Raw genomic sequence first — 19,428 nt, 5'->3', positions numbered from 1 at the left:
GGTCCGACAGAGTACGCGTACTCAGAACCCGGTGGGCGCCGGAGCCCGGCGCCCGCGATCAGGTCGCCCCGGCGGACGGCACCGGCGGATGGGCACCCCGGCCGGCTACGCCCCCAGCCCCTGCGACACCACGTAGATCATCAGGCCCGCCAGCGAACCGACGACCGTGCCGTTGATGCGGATGAACTGCAGGTCACGGCCGATGTTCGCCTCGATCTTCCGGGTCGTGTGCTCGGCGTCCCAGCCGGCGACCGTGTCCGTGATGAGCGAGGTGATCTCCTTGCGGTACGTCGTCACGACGTACACCGCGGCGCCCTCCAGCCATCCGTCGAGCTTGGCCTGGAGCTTCGGTTCGGTGGCCATGCGGGCGCCGAGGGACAGCAGGGAGGCGCGCACCCGCAGCCGCAGCTCGCTGCGCTCGTCCTCGGCCGCCGACACGATCATCGACCGTACGGCCGTCCAGGCGGAGGCGATCAGGTCCTGGACCTCTCCGCGGCCCAGCACCTCACCCTTGAGGCGCTCCACGCGCGCGCGGGTGTCGGTGTCGGACTGGAGGTCGGAGGCGAAGTCGGTGAGGAACCGGTCGAGGGCGCCGCGAGCCGGATGGGACGGGGAGTCGCGCGTCTCGGTGACGAAGCGGAGCAGCTCCCGGTAGACGCGCTCGCCGACCTTCCTGTCGACGAAACGGGGCGTCCAGCCGGGCGCTCCGCCCTGGACGGCGTCCATGACCTGCTCGTCGTGGAACACCAGCCAGTCGTGGGCGCGGGTGACCACGAGGTCGACGACCCGCCGGTGACCGCCGTCCGCGACGATCCGCTCCAGCATCTTCCCTATGCCGGGCGCGATCTCCTGGGCGTCGGCGCGCCGGGTGATCGCCTCACCGACCACGGCCTGGACGTCGGAGTCGCGCAGGACGGTCAGCACGCCCCGCAGCGCGGCGGCCAGCTCGGCCGTGACCCGGTCGGCGTGCTCGGGGTCGGCGAGCCAGACGCCGAGTCTGCTGCCGATGCCCACGGCCCGCAGCCGCTGCCGGACGACGTCCCCGGATAGGAAGTTCTCGCCGACGAACTCGCCCAGCGAGACCCCCAGCTGGTCCTTCTTGGTGGGGATGATCGCGGTGTGCGGGATGGGCAGGCCGAGCGGGTGCCGGAAGAGGGCCGTGACCGCGAACCAGTCGGCCAGCGCGCCGACCATGCCCGCCTCCGCCGCCGCCGCGACATAGCCGGCCCAGGCGCCCGCGCCCTCGTGCGACGCCCACTTGGCCAGCACGTAGACGAGGGCGACGAACAGCAGCAGGCCGGTGGCGGTCGCCTTCATCCGGCGCACCCCGCGGCGCTTCTCCTCGTCGGCCGGGCTGAAGGTGTTCATCGCCCGGCCCGGGGCTCCGGCGGCCGTCGTCGGGTTCGCGGCGGTACCGGCGCGGGCATGCTGCTCCCTGTCGTCCGGTTCACCCGTGTTCGTGCGTTCCATTCACTCCACCCGTCCGCCAGTCCCGTCGCACCCCGTCACACCGGTCACGCCCCGCCACTTCCCGTCATGCCCCGCCACGGCGCGTACGCATTGTCCCCTTCTCCCTCTCTTTCTGATCGACTCCTGGAACGACACAGGAGTTCCCGGCGTCTGTTCGGATGGGGAATCGGCCAGGGGAACCGGCCAGGGGGTCCCTCGGGGGGTGCGTCCGCACTCTTCCACCCCATGCCGCATCATGGGGTGATCACATCGGAGCCTCGGGCTCCCACTCGTCCGAGGGGAAACGCGTCGCATGACCAAGCGTCACGGTTATGCCCTGCTGGCCGCGATCCTCTCCGTGGTCGTGGTCCTGTCCGCGGCCATCTACCTCGGTGCAGCCGCCGACGACGGCAGCGGCTCGGTGTCCGACGTCGCACGCGGCCGTACGTCGCACAACGCCGCCCCCGCCTCCAGCGGCACCTGGGTCGGCGCCTGGTCGGCGTCCCCGGCCGGAGCCGAACCCGGCACGGAGACGGACGGGCTGGCCGGCCGTTCCGTACGCAACGTCGTGCACGCCGCCGCCGCGGGTACGAGTGCCCGCATCACGCTGTCCAACCTCTACGGCCAGCAGCCGCTCGCCGTCACACACGCCACGATCGCGGTCGCCGCGACCGCGAACGACGCCACCGCCGCGGACGGCACCATGCGCCGCCTCACGTTCGGCGGCGCCACCACGGTCATGGTCCCGCCCGGTGGGCAGGTCACCAGCGACGCCGTGCGCGTACGCATCCCGCACGGCGCGGACGTCCTCGTGACGACGTTCTCACCGACCCCGTCCGGACCGGTCACCTACCACCCGTTCGCCCGGCAGCTCTCCTACGTCGCCGCGGGCGACCACACCGAGGACACGAGCGGTGCGCCGTACACCGAACAGAGCCCTTACTGGCGCTACTTGACGGCCCTCGACGTGCTGAGCGGCGAGGCGTCCGGCACCGTCGTCGTCCTCGGCGACTCGCTCACCGACGGCATCACCTCCACCGTGGGCGCCAACCACCGCTGGACGGACGTCCTCTCGGACCGGCTGCGCGCCTCCGCCGGATCCGGCCGGACGCCCCGCTACAGCGTCGTCAACCAGGGCATCAGCGGGAACCGGATCCTCGCCGCCGGGCCCGGCCGGCCGGCCGACAACCCCAGCGGGCTGAGCCGGTTCGGGCGGGACGTGCTCGACCGCACGAACGTCAGGGCCGTCGTCATCGACCTCGGCGTCAACGACATCCTGCGCAACCCGAACCAGGTCGACCCCCGCACCGTCACCGACGGCCTGCGGGCCCTCGTACGGCAGGCGCACGCCCGTGGACTGCGGGTCGTCGGCGCCACCCTGATGCCCTTCCAGGGGCACCGGGGATACACGGAGGCGCGGAACGCCGTACGGGAGGCCGTGAACGCGGAGATCCGGGCCGGGAAGGTGTACGACGCCGTGGTGGACTTCGACGCGGCCCTGCGGGATCCGTACAACCCGCGCCGCCTGCGGTCCGACTACGACTCGGGCGACCACCTGCACCCCAGCGACAAGGGGTACCGGCGGATGGGCGACGTGTTCGACCTGACCGACCTGAAGGGCACCGCCCCGGCCCAGCTGTGAGCCACGGAGCGGCTCGACCGCGTGCCCGTCGGTGCCATGCCTGCCCGTTGCCGTCAACGGCCCCGGAAACCGCGGGCGTTCAGAGATCGCCCTCGCGCCGACGCTGACGGTCCTCCCGGTGCTCCCAGTGCCGCCGCCTGCGCTCCTCGTGGCGTTCCCGACGGTCCTCGTGGCGCCGGCGCCGGTCCTCGTGACGGTCCCGTATCAGATCACGGGCGTCGTCGAGCATGTCGTACACGTCACCGAGACCCCCCTCCCCCGCACCCGAAAGCTCCTTGCGGGCCTCCCGGCGCTCCAGCCTCTCCTGACGGCGCTCCTCCTTGAGACGCTGCCGCTCGGCACGGGTCAGCTTGCGCTCGACGCCGACCCCGCCCCAGAAGGCGAACCCCGTGATGATCACCCTGGGCGCCCCGGGGTCGCCCGCCCGGCCCTCCTCACGGTGGTCGAAGCCACCCATGATGCCGATGCCCCGCACGACGACCTCGACACCGGGCGGCACGACCACGTTGATCCCGCCCATGACCGCGACGCAGTTCACGACGACCTCGCGGTCCGCGAAGTCCGCCTCCCGCAGGTCGATCTCGCCGCCCCCCATGAAGGCGAAGCCGTTGAAGCGCTTCGGCACCGTCCAGCGGCCCTTGCGCTCGAAGCCGGACATGACCGCCACGCCCCACGACGACGAACCCTCACCGCCGACGATGCGCGAGCCCCAACTCCCGTCGTCCACCGGCTTCTTGACCATGGACACGGGAGAACCGCTTCCCGCCGCGCCCGGCAGGTCACGGGTGATCGGCGTCAACTCACCGTACGTACGGGCGCTGTACGTCGCCTCCAGCCGCTCCTCGAACTCCTCCATGTCGAGACGGCCCTCCGCGAGGGCGTCCCTCAACTGTTCGGCGACTCGTTCACGATCGGCGTCGGAGGCGCGCAGCTCCGGGAGTTCGGCGTCGGTCATGGACAGCAGCCTACGAGTTACCCCGCCCGCGGACCATCCGGCCCGCCCCTCCGAATCCCGTCACGAGACCTTCTTCCCGGCGTACATACGGCTGATGACCGCCTCGATGTCCGGTTCCCGCACCGAGAGGTCCAGCAGCGGGTACTCCGCCGCGATCCGCGCCACCAGCGGAGCGGCCGACCGGGAAGCGGGGAAGGCCAGCCACTGCCGCGGCCCCTCCACCTTCACCACCCGCGCCGACTCCACCTCGATCGGCGGCAGTTCGCGCTCCAGGTCCACGACCAGGGTCCGCTCGCTCTCCCCCACCTCGTGCAGCCCGCCCAGCGGACCGTCGTACATCAGCCGCCCGTGGTCGATGACCATCACCCGCCGGCACAACTGCTCGATGTCGGTGAGGTCGTGCGTGGTGAGCAGCACCGTCGTACCGCGCTCGGCGTTCAGGTCCCGCAGGAACCCCCGCACCCGCGCCTTGCTGATCACGTCGAGCCCGATCGTCGGCTCGTCGAGGTACAGCACCTCGGGATCGTGCAGCAGCGCCGCCGCGATGTCACCGCGCATCCGCTGCCCCAGCGACAACTGCCGCACGGGGACGTCCAACAGGTCGCCGAGCTCCAGGAGTTCGACACAACGGTCGAGGTTCTCCCGGAACCGCGCGTCCGGGACGCGGTACATGCGGTGCATCAGCCGGTAGGAGTCGATCAGCGGGAGGTCCCACCACAGGGTCGTCCGCTGCCCGAACACGACCCCGATCCGGCGCGCGAGCCGGGTGCGCTCACGCGACGGGTCGAGACCCGCGACCCGCAGCCGGCCGGCCGACGGGGTGAGGATGCCGGTGAGCATCTTGACGGTCGTCGACTTCCCGGCGCCGTTCGGGCCGATGTAGCCGACCATCTCACCGCGTGCCACGGAGAAGGAGATCGAGTCCACGGCCCGCACCTGCCGCCGCTCGCCGCGCAGGAACCCCGTCCTCCTGCGCACCTCGAAGACCTTCTCCACGCCGTCGAGTTCGATGAAACCGCCGTCCGGACCGACCGGTCCGGCGTCCTCGGTGATGGCCACGCCCGTTCCCCTAACTTCCCGTACTGCGGTACGCGCGCAGCCCCGCGCGCCAGGCGATCCCGGCCGGCACGCAGCAGCCCGCGGCCACCAGTGGTGGTGTGAACGCGGCCCACGTCGGCAGGCCGAGCGGATAGGGCCGCCCCAGCACGTACAGCGCGGGCAGCCAGTTGACGAAGGCGAGCGGGAGCACGAAGGTCACCCCGCGCAGCAGGTCCTTCGCGAACACGGTCGGCGGGTACTGCAGGAGCGTGCTGCCGCCGTACGTGAAGGAGTTCTGCACCTCGGAGGCGTCCTGGGCGACGAACTGGAAGGCCGCACCGCCCACGAACACCGCCGAGAAGATCACTCCCCCGCTCACCAGCATCATCGGGACCATCAGCGCCTTGAGCGGTGTCCAGTGGATGTCGAGGACGGCGAAGGCGTACCCGAGGACGAGCAGTCCCTGGGTGATCCGGCCGAGACGGCGCAGCGCGAATCGGTCCGCGGCGACCTGGGCGAGCACCGGCACGGGGCGCACCAGCAGGGTGTCGAGGGTCCCGTCGCGGATCCGGCGCCCGAGCCGGTCCATCGAGCCGAGCGCGAGGTCCGCGAGCCCGAAGGCGGTACCCGACACCCCGTACAGCAGGGCGACCTCGGGCAGGCCGTAGCCGCCGAGCCGGTCGACCTGCGAGAACATCAGCAGGATCGCCACGAAGTCCAGGGCGGTCGCCGCGAAGTTCCCGAAAGCGGTCATCACGAAGGACGCCGGGTAGGCCATCGTGGAGCGGATCCACATCGCGGTGATCAGCCGGTAGGCGCGCAGCCCGTCGCACAGCCGCTCGTACGCCCCCTGCCGCTCGAAGGGGTGAGCCCCCGCGGCACGGCCCGCCGCCCGCACCCGGCCGGTCTCCCGTGCCCCACCGGCCGCAGGTTCCCGACCGGCAGGCCGAAGCGCCCGTTCCTCCACCGGGACGGCCACCCCGCGCGTCCCCTCCTCCACCGGGTCAGCCACCCTGCACCACCACCCTCCGCGTCGCCACCGACTGCACCAGCCGGCCGGCCGCGAGCAGCACGATGGCCCAGGCCGCCTGGAACGCGTACGTGCCCAGCGGATCGGCCGTGCCCAGCAGGACGTCCACCGGCGCCTGGATCAGCGACGACCAGGGCAGGCCCCGTACGACCTCGCCGAGGACGCCCGGGAAGACGTTCAGCGGCAGCAGCATCCCCGAGCAGAAGATCCCCGCGATGAACGCCAGTTGCGCCACGCCCGCCCCGTCGAGGAGCCAGAACGCGGACAGCGCCACCAGGAACCGGAGCGAGAAACCGACGACCACCCCGAGCGCGACCGCGACCAGGAAGGCGAGCCAGGCCAGCGGATCGGACGGCAGCGCCAGGTCGAAGACGAGCGCGCCGAAGGCCAGCGGGACCACTCCGCGGCCCAGCAGATGGAACAGCGCCCGGCCCATGTCCTGCGCGAGCCACCACATCTGGAGGTCGGCCGGCCGGTACAGGTCGATCGCGATGTCACCCGTACGGATGCGCTCGATCAGTTCGTCCTCGAAGCCGCCGCCCATCATCGCGACCACCATCAGCAGCGCCTGACTGAGCCACACGTAACTGAGCGCCTGTGCCTGGTCGTAGCCGCCGAGGTGCGGCTTCGCGTCCCAGAGCGCGATGAAGACGTACGCCAGGATCAGCCCGAAGACGGTATTGGTGAAGACGCCCGCCGCCGTGGCGATCCGATAGGTGGCGTAGCGCCGGAACCCACTGGCCGCGACGGACACGTACAACCGCGCTGTGCCCACAACCCGTCCCTTTCCCGCGCGTTGAGCCAAAGCGCAGGAGCCTAGTCCCGGTCCGACATGGCCCGCCAGGCATTTTCCGGCGCGACGCGTGCCGGGATCGGGAACGGAACGCATGGTGCGAGAGTCTTCAAGAAGGGACGCATCAGGCATACGCGGCCCACGAGGCCGTATGGGAACATACGACGCGAAAACAGGAGTTCGGCGAACAGATGAGCGACGAGCTGCAGCAGCGCAGCAAGGGCTGGACACCCAGGGAACCGGAACCCGGCCCCCGCCCGGCCCCCGCCCCCGCCACGGAACCGGGGACAGGACCCCCCGCACCCGACGGGAAGCAGAAGACCGGACAGCGGCCCAGACGGACCGGCCCCCGCAGACTCCTCCCGACCTGGCGCATGCTGCTCGGCACCCTCCTCGGCGGGCTGCTGCTCGTCACCGGGCTCTTCGCACTCGGCTACTTCCTCGTCAAGATCCCGCCCGCGAACGCCGCCGCCACCAAACAGAGCAACGTCTACCTGTACGCCGACGGCAGCCAGCTGGCCCGCGACGGCGACGTCAACCGCGAGAACGTCTCCCTCGCCCAGATCTCCAAGGACGCCCAGCACGCCACCCTCGCCGCCGAGGACCGCGACTTCTACACCGAGTCCGCCGTCGACCCCAAGGCCATGCTCCGCGCCGGCTGGAACACCGTCACCGGCAAAGGCCGCCAGTCCGGCTCGACGATCACCCAGCAGTACGTGAAGAACTACTACCTCGGCCAGGAACAGACCGTCACCCGCAAGGTGAAGGAGTTCTTCATCTCCATCAAGCTCGACCGGGAGAAGAGCAAGGACGACATCCTGGAGGGCTACCTCAACACCAGCTACTACGGCCGCAACGCCTACGGCATCCAGGCCGCCGCCCAGGCCTACTACGGCATCGACGCCCACCGGCTCACCGTCGGCCAGGGCGCCTACCTCGCCGCCCTCCTCAACGCCCCCAGCGAGTACGACGTGATCGCCCACCCCGAGAACAAGTCCGCGGCCCTCGCCCGCTGGAACTACGTCCTCGACGGCATGGCCGAGAAGAAGTGGCTGACCCCCGCCGCACGCCACCGCATCGCCTTCCCCATGCCCAGACAGGCCAAGGGATCGGCCGGCATGTCCGGCCAGCGCGGCTACCTCGTGCAAGCCGTCAACGACTACCTGACCAGCAACGAGATCATCGACGAGGACACCCTCACCCGAGGCGGCTACCGCGTCACCACCACACTCCAGAAACCCAAACAGGACGCCTTCGTCAAAGCCGTCGACGACCAGGTGATGGACCGGCTCGACAAGAAGAACCGCAAGGTCGACACCTACGTCCGCGCCGGCGGCGTCGCCATCGACCCGTCCAGCGGCAAGGTCCTCGCCATGTACGGCGGCATCGACTACACCCAGCAGTACGTCAACAACGCGACCCGCCGCGACTACCAGGTCGGCTCCACCTTCAAACCGTTCGTCTTCACCTCCGCCGTCCAGAACGACTCACAGACCCAGGACGGCCGCACCATCACCCCGAACACCGTCTACGACGGCACCGACCAACGCCCCGTCGAAGGCTGGAACGGCCCCGCCTACGCCCCGGAGAACGAGGACGGCATCTCGTACGGCGACATCACCGTCCGCACCGCCACCGACAAGTCGGTCAACTCGGTGTACGCGCAGATGGCCGTCGACGTCGGCGGCGCCAAGGTCCGGAAGACCGCCGTGGCCCTCGGCATCCCCGCCGACACCCCCGACCTCACCCCCTCCCCCTCCATCGCCCTCGGCCCCGCCACCGCCGGCGTCCTCGACATGGCGGAGGCGTACGCCACCCTCGCCAACCACGGCAGGCACGGCACGTACTCACTCGTCGAGAAGATCACCAAGGACGGCGAGGACGCCGTCGAACTCCCGGCCCACCGCGTCCGGCAGGCCGTGAGCCGCCAGGCCGCCGACACCACCACCACGATGCTCCAGAGCGTCGTCGACGGCGGCACCGGACAGGCGGCACAGGCCGCGGGCCGACCCGCCGCGGGCAAGACCGGCACCGCCGAGGAGGACACCGCCGCCTGGTTCGCCGGCTACACCCCCGACCTCGCCACCGTCGTCGCCGTCATGGGCCAGGACCCCGAGACCGGCGCCCACAAATCCCTCTACGGCGCCCTCGGACAGGCCCGCATCAACGGCGGCGGCTACCCCGCCCAGATCTGGGCCCAGTTCACCGAGGACGCCCTCTCCGGCACCGAGGCACAGGACTTCGACCTGCGCACCCAGCCCGGCGCCGAGGAACCGGACTACCCCGCCTACGAACCCGACGACCCCGACACCGGCGACGGCCAGGACGACGACGGCACCACCGACGACGGCCGGGACACCCCGGCCCAGGACGAGGACGGGACCCCCGACGGCACCACCGCCAGGACACCGGGACAGACGGCCGGCCAGACACAGGGCCAGGGCGGCCGGACCCCCGGCCGCACCCCCGGCACCACCGCCGGAACCACGACCGGCACCACCGGAGGCACCGCCACCGACGGCGGCACCACGGGCGGCACCACCGAGGGCGGAGGCACGGACAGCGGCGGCACGGACGACGGCACCACCGGAGCACCGGAGGGCGAGGGCGGCCCCCTGAGCGGACTCACCTCAGGAAAACGATGAGCCCGCCCACCGGACGAAACCCCCGGCCCCCTCCGACCCCTCGCTCCTCCGCCCCTCCGGTCAGATCCCGAGATCCTTGATGATCTTCGCCACGTGCCCGGTCGCCTTCACGTTGTACAGCGCCCGCTCGACCTTGCCCTCCTCGTCCACGACCACCGTGGAACGGATGACACCGACGACCGTCTTGCCGTACAGCTTCTTCTCACCGAAAGCCCCGTACGCCTCCAGGACCGCCTTGTCCGGGTCCCCGACCAGAGTCACCTTCAACGACTCCTTCTCGCGGAACTTCGCGAGCTTCTCGGGCTTGTCCGGGGAGACACCGATCACGTCGTAACCCGCGCCCGCCAGCAGATCCAGGTTGTCCGTGAAGTCGCAGGCCTGCTTCGTGCACCCCGGCGTCAGAGCCGCCGGGTAGAAGTAGACGATGACCTTCCGGCCCTTGTGGTCGGCGAGGGAGACCTCGTTGCCGTCGGCGTCGGGCAGGGTGAAGGCGGGGGCGGTGTCGCCGGGCTGAAGTCGCTCGCTCATCGGAACCTCACGTGGCCGGGGGATGGAACGGATACGGAACGAGCGTAATGGGGGGTGCCGAGGGGTGCGGTCCGGTACGAACTGACAGACTGTCCGCATCAGGGACTCACCACACGACCACGGAGGCAGCGCGGTGTCGGATACGTCGAGAACGCCGGATACCAGGACTCCGGCGCAGATCGAGGCGGACATCAAGCACCGCCGCACAACACTCGCCGACACGCTCGACGAGATCGGCGTACGGGTCCACCCCAAGACGATCGTCGGAGACGCCAAGGCCAAGGTCGCCTCCAACATCGACCACACCATCGGGCGCGCCTACGTCGGCGTCCACCGTGTCGTCGGCGACGTCAAAGGACAGTTCGTCACCGAGGAGGGCGCGCCCAGGCTGGAGCGCATCGTTCCGGTGGCCCTGGTCGCGGCCGGGCTCGTCGGACTGCTCGTGATGGGTTCGCGGCGGCGCAAGCGCTGACCCGCCCGCGTACGAATCCGGCCGGGACAGGTAGGTTCGGGGCGTGAGCGCCAATCGTGAAACGCACAGCACCCATGACGACAAGCTGCCCATCCGGATGCTGCACGACCGCGTGCTGGTGCGGCAGGACGCCGCCGAGGGCGAACGGCGCTCCGGCGGCGGCATCCTGATCCCCGCGACGGCGGCCGTCGGCCGGCGCCTCGCCTGGGCGAACGTCGTCGCGGTCGGGCAGAACGTCCGTACGGTCGAACCGGGCGACCGGGTCCTGTACGACCCCGAGGACCGTGCCGAGGTCGAGGTGCGCGGGACCGCCTACGTGCTGATGCGCGAGCGGGACCTGCACGCCGTGGCGGCCGACCGGTTCGAGGGGTCCGAGGACTCGACCGGCCTGTATTTGTAGGGCGTACGTCGCCCCAGGGGCCGGTGACCATGGTCACCGGCCCCTTTGTCATTACTTTGCTACGGTGGAGACACCCCGACGAGACGCGCCGTACCGGGGCTCCGCAAAGACGACGCAGTTCCTGCCCGACCCGTCGTCTCCCGGAGGTGCCCCATGGCCTGGGTTCTGCTGATCGTCGCCGGCCTGCTCGAAGTGGGCTGGTCGATCGGAATGAAGTACACCGACGGCTTCACCCGCCCGATCCCGAGCGTCCTGACGGGCGCGGGCATCGTCGCGAGCATGGTCCTCCTCTCATACGCCGCCAAGTCGCTCCCCATCGGCACCGCCTACGGCGTCTGGGTCGGCATCGGCGCGGCGGGCGCGGCGATCCTCGGCATGGCCGTCCTCGGCGAACCGGCCACCGCGGCCCGCATCTTCTTCGTGTGCCTGCTGCTGGTGTCGGTGGTGGGCTTGAAGGCGACATCGGGGCACTGATCCCCCACCGATAACCCCTCACAGGGCGTAACCGTCCGATAAACGGTTCGTTAGTCCGTACGAGGTCGCGAACGTGCGGCCGAGAACGGAGGGGCAATGCCGGTCAGTCCGTACACCAAGGAGCGCCTGGCGGAGGCGGCTCGGACGTCGCGAACATTGTCGGAGGCATTGGGGAAATTGGGGGTGGATCCGGGGAGTTCTAGGCGGCATTACCTCCGGGGGCGGATGAAGAAGCTGGGGGTGAATACATCCCACTTCGAGCGGGAGGGGGTCAAATGGACGCGAGAGATCCTTGAACCCGTGGTCGCCGTGTCCGTGAGCGTCAACGACGTCGTGCGTCGGCTCGGACTTGATTCAGTCGGCGGTCACCACTCCAACATCGCCCGACGCATCAAGGCATGTGGGATTGACACCTCGCACTTCACGCCAGCGGTCCGAACCGAACGGATGAGGTACAACCAGCGCCGCCGCACTGCCGAGGAGATCCTCGTCAAGGACTCGTTGGCAGATGCCAGACGCATCCCGGGCCAACGACTCAAGAGGGCAATGCGCGAACTGGGTGTAGGGGAACGCTGCGCCCTGTGCGATACCGAACCGGTCTGGTTGGGGGAAACACTCCCGCTTGAGGTCGACCACATCGACGGCAACTGGCGCGACAACCGGATCGAAAACCTTCGGTTCCTCTGCCCCAACTGCCACTCCACAACCGATAGTTACCGAGGACGGGGTAGGCAACGCGTCAGGGGCGGTGCTTGATGAGCAGCGGCGCGCGGTACACCCGCGAGCGATTGTCGCAAGCTGCCGCACAATGTTCCGACATCGATGAGGTCATCGTCTTCCTCGGAACCGAACCGTATGCCAATCTCCGCCGGTACATCGCGAAGCGCTTCGCCGACTTCGGCATCGCCACCTCCCATTTCCGCCCCTGCGGCAGGCGCGCCCGGCCTCCGCACGACGAGTTGCGAGCGGCGATCGCCGAATCGTTCTCGATCACAGAGGTACTGCGCCGCTTGGGGCGCCCGGACAATGGCGCCCAGCGCGCGAAGCTACGCAAGTGGATCAACGATGATCGCCTGACAACCACACATTTTCTGGGCCAGGCGCATCGGCGAGGAAAGCGGAGTGCGACCGCCCAACGTCCTGACGATGTTCTGGTACGCCACAACGGCACACATCGAATCAAGACCGCCCGACTACGGCGCGCCCTCTGTGCACTGGGCGTCCCCGAGCGGTGCACCAAGTGCGGCGTCGGCCCCGAGTGGCTCGGCAGACTCATGACGCTGGAAGTCGATCACATTAACGGAGACTGGCATGACAACCGGCGCGAGAATCTGCGGCTGCTGTGCCCCAACTGTCACGCGATCACGAGCACCTGGTGCAGGGGAGGCAGACCTGCACTCCCGACTCCCGGTACGATGACAGGCGGCTAGCGGCGGTGGCGCAGTGGTGACGCAGCAGACTTAGGATCTGTGGCCCGTGAAACGGCTTGAGGGTTCGAATCCCTTCCGCCGCACCCTGAACGGCCTGCGCATCGAAAGATGCGCAGGCCGTTTTTGTGTGTGCTCAGCCCAACAACTCCCGCACCACCGGAACCAAGGCCCGGAACGCCTTGCCCCGGTGGCTGATCGCGTTCTTCTCCTGGGCGGACAGTTCGGCGCACGTGCGCGTCTCGCCCTCCGGCTGGAGGACCGGGTCGTAGCCGAAGCCGTTCGTGCCGGCGGGGATGTGGCGGAGGGTGCCGAGGAGTTGGCCCTCGACCACGCGTTCCGTGCCGTCGGGGAGGGCGAGGGCCGCCGCGCAGGCGAAGTGGGCGCCCCGGTGGGGGGCGTCGATGTCGGAGAGCTGGGCGAGGAGCAGGTCCAGGTTGGCCCGGTCGTCGCCGTGGCGGCCGGCCCAGCGGGCGGAGAAGATGCCGGGGGCGCCGTTGAGGACGTCGACGCACAGGCCCGAGTCGTCGGCGACGGCGGGCAGGCCGGTGGCCCGGGCCAGCGCGTGGGCCTTCAGGAGGGCGTTCTCGGCGAAGGTGACGCCGGTTTCCTTGACGTCGGGGATGTCGGGGTAGGCGTCCGCGCCGACGAGGTCGTGGATGAGTCCTGCGTCGGCGAGGATCGCCTTCAACTCGGTGAGCTTTCCGGCGTTGCGGGTGGCGAGGATCAGGCGGGTCATGCCCGCCAGTATCTCCGAGTCAGGCCCGCCGGGTCCGGCACCCCGGGTCTCCTACCGGAAGTCGGCCCTCGGGTCCGGTCCCCCGGTTCCGTCGCCGGGAGCCGGTCTCCCCGGGAGCCGGTCTCCCCGGGGGCCGGGCCCCCGGGCGGGTCACGGCGTGCACACCTTCGTCAGTTCGCCCGCCGCGTCGGTCACGGGGCTGATGTCGGGGGTCTCGTCGCCGTTCTTGACGGCCGTGCGGACGTTGGCGACGGCCTTCTCGAGGTCGTCCACCGCCTTGTTGACGTCGGCGTTGTCGGTCTTGTCGCCGATCTTGTCGAGGTTGTTCTCTATCGCGGTCAGGGACTCGCCGGTCTGCGTCGGGTCGTTCGCCGCGTTCTCGACGGCCTGCTGGAGGTCGGTGACGCTGTCGGCGATCGCGTCGGCGGTCTGTACGCAGTCGAGAGCCTTGCTGACGGCGTCACAGCCGACGGCCGCCGGCAGCACGACGAGTGCGGCTACGGCGGCGAGTACGGCGGTACGGTGGCGATGACGGTGGCGCGCGGCCATGGAACGGTCCCTCCCCGTGGGCATGATGTGGCGCGGCCGCGTCGGTGACCGGCCGGACCGGCTGTGCGGTCGGCCCGGACCGCCCGACGTGGCCGGTGGGCGCACGGCTGGACCGTACGCCCGTACCCCTAAGAACGCGAAAGGTTAACGCGTGGTTGCCTCACCGGTCTCTTCGAGTACCGCGCGCTGGATGGCGGCGAGTTCGTCGCAGCCTCCGACGGCCAGGTCGAGGAGGGCGTTGAGTTCCTTGCGGTCGAAGGGCTCGGCCTCGGCGGTGCCCTGGACCTCGACGAAGCGGCCGTCGCCGGTGCAGACGACGTTCATGTCGGTGTCGGCCTTGACGTCTTCCTCGTAGCAGAGGTCGAGGAGCGGGACGCCGCCGACGATGCCGACGGAGACGGCGGAGACGGTGCCGGTGAGCGGCTTGCGGCCGGCCTTGACGAGCTTCCTGCCCTGGGCCCAGGTGACGGCGTCGGCGAGGGCGACGTAGGCGCCGGTGATGGCCGCGGTGCGGGTGCCGCCGTCGGCCTGGAGGACGTCGCAGTCGAGGACGATGGTGTTCTCGCCGAGCGCCTTGTAGTCGATGACGGCGCGCAGCGAGCGGCCGATGAGGCGGCTGATCTCGTGGGTGCGGCCGCCGATCTTGCCGCGGACGGATTCGCGGTCGCCACGGGTGTTGGTGGCGCGGGGGAGCATGGAGTATTCGGCGGTGACCCAGCCTTCGCCGCTGCCCTTGCGCCAGCGCGGGACGCCTTCGGTGACGGAGGCGGTGCAGAAGACCTTGGTGTCGCCGAAGGAGACGAGGACGGAGCCCTCGGCGTGCTTGCTCCAGCCACGCTGGATGGTGATGGGGCGCAGCTGTTCGGGGGTGCGGCCGTCGATTCGAGACATGGCGTCGAGCCTAGCCGCACAGGGGTGAGGGGCTGTCCGCCGGTGGCGGAATCAGCCCCTCAAGGATGAGTCGGGGTTCCTGAGGCGGTCCGTGGCCCGTGGAGGGCGGGGGTGGCTTCAGTGGGTCCCGTCGCTCACATCATGTCTTCGATCTCGCTGGCGATCGGGTCGGCGTCGGTGCCGATGACGACCTGGATGGCGGTGCCCATCCTGACGACTCCGTGGGCACCGGCGGCCTTCAGGGCGGCTTCGTCCACGAGGTCCGCGTTGGCGACCTCGGTGCGCAGGCGGGTGATGCAGCCTTCGACCTCTTCGATGTTCTCGATGCCGCCGAGCCCGGCGACGATCTTCTCAGCCTTGGTGGCCATGTCGTACTCCCTGATCAGAACCGCTTTTTCGCAGTAACCCACAGTTGGCCCATCTTCGCGAGCGATCGTGTCATGGGTGCCGAATGATGGCGGTCACGACAGAGCGACGCGTCGTCAACTGGTCTACACCAGTCAGCGGGCGGTCGCCAAACCGGCCCGCCCGGAGGACGCCCATGAGTGCTGTGAGTGAGGTATCGCCGGCGCGTGCGCGTTGGCACAAGGCTTTCCAGGGGCTCCAGAAGATGGGCCGCAGCCTGCAGTTGCCGATCGCGGTGCTGCCGGCCGCCGGCATTCTCAACCGGCTGGGCCAGCCGGACGTGTTCGGTGCGGACGGGCTCGGCTGGGACAACCTGTCGAAGGTGATCGGCGCGGCGGGGGGCGCGCTGCTGGACGGCAACCTCGGGCTGCCGATGCTGTTCTGTGTCGGCGTGGCCATCGGCATGGCGAAGAAGTCGGACGGCTCGACGGCGCTGGCGGCGGTCGTGGGTTTCCTCGTCTACTACAACGTGCTGCGCGCGTTCCCGGAGACGTGTCCGGGCGGGAGCGTCAAGATCCAGCTGGGCTGTCAGCTGGAGGACAACTCGGTCGTCGAGTTCACGTACCAGAATCCCGGGGTGTTCGGCGGCATCGTCATCGGGCTGATGTCGGCGTACTTCTGGCAGAAGTACCACCGTACGAAGCTGGTGGACTGGCTGGGCTTCTTCAACGGCCGGCGCCTGGTGCCGATCATCATGGCGTTCGTGGCCATCGCGTTCGCCTCGCTGTGCCTGTGGGTGTGGCCGCCGATCGGTGACGCGCTGGAGAACTTCAGCGACTGGCTGGTGGGGCTGGGTGCGTGGGGTTCGGGTGTGTTCGGTCTGGCCAACCGGGCCCTGTTGGTGATCGGTCTGCACCAGTTCCTGAACGTGCCCATCTGGTTCCAGTTCGGGAGTTTTACCAAGCCGGACGGTCAGGTCGTGCACGGCGACATCAACATGTTCCTGGCGGGCGACCCGGACGCGGGGCAGTTCCTGACGGGGTTCTTCCCGATCATGATGTTCGCGCTGCCGGCGGCGGCGCTCGCGATGACGCACACCGCGAAGCCGCATCGGCGCAAGGAGGTGGGCGGTCTGATGCTCTCGGTGGCGTTGACGTCGTTCGTCACGGGGATCACCGAGCCGATCGAGTACTCGTTCCTGTTCATCGCGCCGTTGCTGTACGCGGTGCACGCGGTGCTCACGGGTGTGTCGATGGCGGTGACGTGGGGGCTCGGGGTGCATGACGGCTTCAGCTTCTCGGCGGGTCTGATCGACTACGTCATCAACTGGAACCTGGCGACGAAACCGTGGCTGATCGTGCCGATCGGGCTGTGTTTCGCGGTGGTGTACTACGTGATCTTCCGGTTCGCGATCACGAAGTTCGATCTGAAGACTCCGGGGCGGGAGCCGGAGGAGGACGTCGAGGACACGACGAAGGCATAGCCCCCCGCGTTTCCCGCTCACGGTGAAGGCCCCCGGACCTGCTGGTCCGGGGGCCTTCGGCATGAACGGAATCGGTTATTCCCGTTATGGCCGAGCCCACAGAATTCGAGGGTTCCTTATCCGGCCTTCACCGTGCTAGAAACAGGTCTACACCACTGGTGGTGTAGACCACATGGTCGCTGCCGACCCCTGTCGTACCTTCCCGTCCCCTGGCAGCGCCAGCGCATGGAGGAACTATGAGCACCGCCACCGCATCGGCGGCACCCGCGAAGAAGCGGGGATCCGGCCTGTTCCAGGGCCTGCAGAAGGTCGGCCGCAGCCTGCAGCTGCCGATCGCCGTGCTGCCGGCGGCGGGCATCCTGCTCCGCCTCGGCCAGCCGGATGTGTTCGGCGCGGACGGCCTCGGGTGGAACAAGGTCGCCTCCGTGTTCGCCACCGCGGGCGACGCGGTGTTCAGCAACCTGCCGCTGCTGTTCTGCGTCGGCATCGCCATCGGCTTCGCCAAGAAGTCCGACGGCTCCACCGCGCTCGCGGCGCTGGTCGGCTTCCTGGTCTACAAGAACGTCCTGACCGCGTTCCCCATCACCGACGCCAAGGTCACCAAGGGCGCTGACGTCGCCGCGACGTACAACGACCCGAAGGTCCTCGGCGGCATCGTCATGGGCCTGATAGCCGCCGTCACCTGGCAGCGCTTCCACCGCACCAAGCTGCCCGACTGGCTCGGCTTCTTCAACGGCCGCCGTCTGGTCCCGATCCTGATGGCCTTCATCGGCACCGCGGTCGGCGTCTTCTTCGGCCTGGTCTGGGAGCCCATCGGCGACGTCATCACCAACTTCGGTGAGTGGATGACCGGCCTCGGCGCGGTCGGCGCGGGCATCTTCGGCGCGATCAACCGGGCGCTGCTCCCGGTCGGCATGCACCAGTTCGTCAACACGGTGGCCTGGCAGGAGATCGGCTCGTACAAGGACCCCTCCGGCGCCCTGTGGCACGGCGACCTGCCGCGCTTCTTCCACGGCGACCCGACCGCCGGGCAGTTCATGACCGGCTTCTTCCCCATCATGATGTTCGCGCTGCCGGCCGCCGCCCTGGCGATCACGCACACGGCCCGCCCCGAGCGCCGCAAGGTCGTCGGCGGCATGATGGTGTCGCTCGCGCTCACCTCGTTCGTCACGGGCATCACCGAGCCGATCGAGTTCGCGTTCATGTTCATCGCGCCGGTCCTGTACGTGATCCACGCCGTGCTGACCGCCCTGTCGATGGCCATCACCTGGGCGCTGGGCGTGCACCACGGCTTCAGCTTCTCGGCCGGTGCCATCGACTACTTCCTGAACTGGAACCTGGCCACCAAGCCCTGGATGATCATCCCGATCGGTCTGGTCTTCGCGGTGATCTACTACGTGGTCTTCCGCTTCGCGATCATCAAGTGGAACCTTCCCACCCCGGGCCGTGAGCCCGAGGAGGAGGTCGAGGACCTCACCAAGGCGTGAGCCGTCCCGCCCCGCACGCGAAGGCCCCCGGAACCGTCTGGTTCCGGGGGCCTTCGCGTGTTCGGGGGCCGCGCGGGCGGCCGGGGTCAGATCTCGTAGACCGCCCGGGGTACCGCCAGTTCCGACGGGCCGGTGTACGCCGAGCGGGCGTCCGCGAGGTTGATCTGGGGGTCCGTCCACGGGGGGATGTGGGTGAGGACGAGGCGGCGGGCGCCGGCGCGGGCGGCGGTCTCGCCGGCTTCGCGGCCGTTGAGGTGGAGGTCGGGGATGTCCTCCTTGCCGTGGGTGAACGCGGCCTCGCACAGGAACAGGTCCGTGTCGCGGGCGAGTTCGTCCAGGGCCTCGGTCGCGCCGGTGTCCCCGGAGTACGTCAGCGACCTTCCGCCGTGCTCGACCCGGATGCCGTACGCCTCGACCGGGTGCGCCACCCGCTCGGTGTGGACGGTGAACGGGCCCACTTCGAACGTTCCCGGCTTGACGGTGTGGAAGTCGAAGACCTCGCTCATCGAGGAGGCGGAGGGCGTGTCGGCGTAGGCCGTGGTCAGGCGGTGCTCCGTTCCCTCGGGTCCGTAGACGGGGATCGTCTCGCAGCGGCCGCCGTCGTGACGGTAGTAGCGGGCGACGAAGTACGCGCACATGTCGATGCAGTGATCGGCGTGCAGATGACTGAGGAAGATCGCGTCGAGGTCGTAGAGACCGCAGTGACGCTGCAACTCGCCCAGGGCACCGTTGCCCATGTCGAGAAGCAGCCTGAAGCCGTCGGCCTCCACGAGGTAGCTCGAACAGGCCGATTCCGCGGACGGGAACGACCCCGAGCAGCCGACGACGGTGAGCTTCATAGGAGCTGGAACCTCCGCGCTGACAGGAAGTGCAGAGAGTAGATGCGGGGTGCAGGTACTCGGGTGCAGATACGGGAAACGGGGGTCGTGCGGTCCGTCGAGCGTAAGGCGCGAAAGGGCCGGTCGCTCCTCCGCCAGGGGCTGTTGTGGGCGAACTCACCTGTGCTGTCACCGGTTCGGATGGACCTTGGGGCGCCAGGGGTCCGCGCGGGGCGGACGGGGGCAGATGCGCGCCGGTACCT

20 protein-coding genes, 1 tRNA gene and 1 riboswitch are annotated in these 19,428 nt (G+C 69.5%); of the genes, 10 read left to right on the top strand and 11 right to left on the bottom strand.

Annotated features, from left to right (window positions below; all coding sequences use genetic code 11):
- Positions 1-105: 105 nt before the first annotated feature.
- Positions 106-1,470 carry a DUF445 domain-containing protein gene (locus tag ACFYW7_RS00740; protein ID WP_389496836.1) on the bottom strand — a complete coding sequence of 455 codons (1,365 nt, stop codon included), beginning with the start codon at positions 1,468-1,470 and terminating at the stop codon, positions 106-108.
- Positions 1,471-1,762: 292 nt separating this feature from the next.
- Between ACFYW7_RS00740 and ACFYW7_RS00735 the strand changes: the two genes are divergently transcribed.
- Entirely contained in the window at positions 1,763-3,091 is a 1,329-nt protein-coding gene (locus tag ACFYW7_RS00735; protein ID WP_389496835.1) for an SGNH/GDSL hydrolase family protein, read from the top strand.
- Between the two features lie 79 nt (positions 3,092-3,170).
- Here the strand turns inward: ACFYW7_RS00735 and ACFYW7_RS00730 are convergent, their stop codons facing one another.
- The 4 genes from ACFYW7_RS00730 to ACFYW7_RS00715 form a co-directional block, all read right to left on the bottom strand.
- Positions 3,171-4,046 (bottom strand): DUF1707 domain-containing protein, encoded by an 876-nt coding sequence (locus ACFYW7_RS00730; protein WP_389496834.1) that lies wholly within the window; start codon positions 4,044-4,046, stop codon positions 3,171-3,173.
- 60 nt (positions 4,047-4,106) lie between these two features.
- Positions 4,107-5,105: an ATP-binding cassette domain-containing protein gene (locus tag ACFYW7_RS00725; RefSeq protein ID WP_389496833.1), complete on the bottom strand. Its 999-nt coding sequence runs from the start codon at positions 5,103-5,105 to the stop codon at positions 4,107-4,109.
- A gap of 10 nt (positions 5,106-5,115) precedes the next feature.
- A complete protein-coding gene (locus tag ACFYW7_RS00720; RefSeq protein ID WP_389498487.1) occupies positions 5,116-5,982 on the bottom strand; it encodes an ABC transporter permease in 867 nt (288 codons plus the stop codon).
- 106 nt (positions 5,983-6,088) lie between these two features.
- Positions 6,089-6,889, bottom strand: coding sequence for an ABC transporter permease (locus tag ACFYW7_RS00715; RefSeq protein WP_389496832.1), 801 nt, complete (start codon positions 6,887-6,889; stop codon positions 6,089-6,091).
- A gap of 209 nt (positions 6,890-7,098) precedes the next feature.
- Between ACFYW7_RS00715 and ACFYW7_RS00710 the strand changes: the two genes are divergently transcribed.
- Entirely contained in the window at positions 7,099-9,552 is a 2,454-nt protein-coding gene (locus ACFYW7_RS00710) for a transglycosylase domain-containing protein (protein WP_389496831.1), read from the top strand.
- Positions 9,553-9,612: 60 nt separating this feature from the next.
- Here ACFYW7_RS00710 and bcp read toward each other — a convergent pair whose 3' ends face one another.
- On the bottom strand, positions 9,613-10,080 hold the full coding sequence (bcp, locus tag ACFYW7_RS00705) for a thioredoxin-dependent thiol peroxidase (RefSeq protein WP_387192983.1): 468 nt from the start codon (positions 10,078-10,080) through the stop codon (positions 9,613-9,615).
- Positions 10,081-10,213: 133 nt separating this feature from the next.
- Here bcp and ACFYW7_RS00700 point away from each other — a divergent pair, with 133 nt between their 5' ends.
- The 6 genes from ACFYW7_RS00700 (at position 10,214) to ACFYW7_RS00675 (ending at position 12,939) form a co-directional block, all read left to right on the top strand.
- Positions 10,214-10,552: a DUF3618 domain-containing protein gene (locus tag ACFYW7_RS00700; RefSeq protein WP_389496830.1), complete on the top strand. Its 339-nt coding sequence runs from the start codon at positions 10,214-10,216 to the stop codon at positions 10,550-10,552.
- A gap of 97 nt (positions 10,553-10,649) precedes the next feature.
- A complete protein-coding gene (locus ACFYW7_RS00695) occupies positions 10,650-10,952 on the top strand; it encodes a GroES family chaperonin (protein WP_389498485.1) in 303 nt (100 codons plus the stop codon).
- A 53-nt stretch (positions 10,953-11,005) separates the two neighbouring features.
- Positions 11,006-11,071, top strand: a riboswitch (guanidine-III (ykkC-III) riboswitch).
- 34 nt (positions 11,072-11,105) lie between these two features.
- The gene (locus tag ACFYW7_RS00690) at positions 11,106-11,426 is read left to right on the top strand and encodes a DMT family transporter (RefSeq protein WP_389496829.1); all 321 of its coding nucleotides are present in this window, start codon (positions 11,106-11,108) and stop codon (positions 11,424-11,426) included.
- 96 nt (positions 11,427-11,522) lie between these two features.
- Positions 11,523-12,182: an HNH endonuclease signature motif containing protein gene (locus ACFYW7_RS00685; RefSeq protein ID WP_389496828.1), complete on the top strand. Its 660-nt coding sequence runs from the start codon at positions 11,523-11,525 to the stop codon at positions 12,180-12,182.
- On the top strand, positions 12,182-12,856 hold the full coding sequence (locus ACFYW7_RS00680; protein ID WP_389496827.1) for an HNH endonuclease: 675 nt from the start codon (positions 12,182-12,184) through the stop codon (positions 12,854-12,856). Before ACFYW7_RS00685 ends, ACFYW7_RS00680 begins: the two co-directional genes overlap by 1 nt.
- Positions 12,856-12,939 (top strand) — tRNA-Leu (locus tag ACFYW7_RS00675). The genes ACFYW7_RS00680 and ACFYW7_RS00675 overlap by 1 nt, the downstream gene beginning before the upstream one ends.
- 50 nt (positions 12,940-12,989) lie before the next feature.
- Here ACFYW7_RS00675 and rdgB read toward each other — a convergent pair.
- The 4 genes from rdgB to ACFYW7_RS00655 all read right to left on the bottom strand — a co-directional run bounded on the left by rdgB (position 12,990) and on the right by ACFYW7_RS00655 (position 15,400).
- Positions 12,990-13,592: an RdgB/HAM1 family non-canonical purine NTP pyrophosphatase gene (rdgB, locus tag ACFYW7_RS00670; RefSeq protein ID WP_389496826.1), complete on the bottom strand. Its 603-nt coding sequence runs from the start codon at positions 13,590-13,592 to the stop codon at positions 12,990-12,992.
- Between the two features lie 150 nt (positions 13,593-13,742).
- A complete protein-coding gene (locus ACFYW7_RS00665; protein ID WP_389496825.1) occupies positions 13,743-14,141 on the bottom strand; it encodes a hypothetical protein in 399 nt (132 codons plus the stop codon).
- 144 nt (positions 14,142-14,285) lie between these two features.
- Positions 14,286-15,032: a ribonuclease PH gene (gene rph, locus ACFYW7_RS00660; protein WP_389496824.1), complete on the bottom strand. Its 747-nt coding sequence runs from the start codon at positions 15,030-15,032 to the stop codon at positions 14,286-14,288.
- A 134-nt stretch (positions 15,033-15,166) separates the two neighbouring features.
- Positions 15,167-15,400 (bottom strand): glucose PTS transporter subunit EIIB, encoded by a 234-nt coding sequence (locus ACFYW7_RS00655; RefSeq protein ID WP_389496823.1) that lies wholly within the window; start codon positions 15,398-15,400, stop codon positions 15,167-15,169.
- 173 nt (positions 15,401-15,573) lie between these two features.
- Here ACFYW7_RS00655 and ACFYW7_RS00650 point away from each other — a divergent pair, with 173 nt between their 5' ends.
- Both ACFYW7_RS00650 and ACFYW7_RS00645 read left to right on the top strand, forming a co-directional pair.
- Positions 15,574-16,860 (top strand): PTS transporter subunit EIIC, encoded by a 1,287-nt coding sequence (locus ACFYW7_RS00650; RefSeq protein WP_389496822.1) that lies wholly within the window; start codon positions 15,574-15,576, stop codon positions 16,858-16,860.
- Between the two features lie 236 nt (positions 16,861-17,096).
- Positions 17,097-18,347 (top strand): PTS transporter subunit EIIC, encoded by a 1,251-nt coding sequence (locus ACFYW7_RS00645; RefSeq protein WP_389496821.1) that lies wholly within the window; start codon positions 17,097-17,099, stop codon positions 18,345-18,347.
- Positions 18,348-18,433: 86 nt separating this feature from the next.
- On the opposite strand, the gene ACFYW7_RS00640 is transcribed toward ACFYW7_RS00645, so the two are convergent.
- A complete protein-coding gene (locus ACFYW7_RS00640; protein WP_389496820.1) occupies positions 18,434-19,186 on the bottom strand; it encodes an MBL fold metallo-hydrolase in 753 nt (250 codons plus the stop codon).
- Positions 19,187-19,428 lie beyond the last annotated feature (242 nt).

This window comes from Streptomyces sp. NPDC002580, from assembly GCF_042889485.1.
In the GTDB taxonomy this organism is placed as follows: Bacteria; Actinomycetota; Actinomycetes; order Streptomycetales; family Streptomycetaceae; genus Streptomyces.
This window is presented reverse-complemented; position numbering and strand designations above follow the sequence as displayed.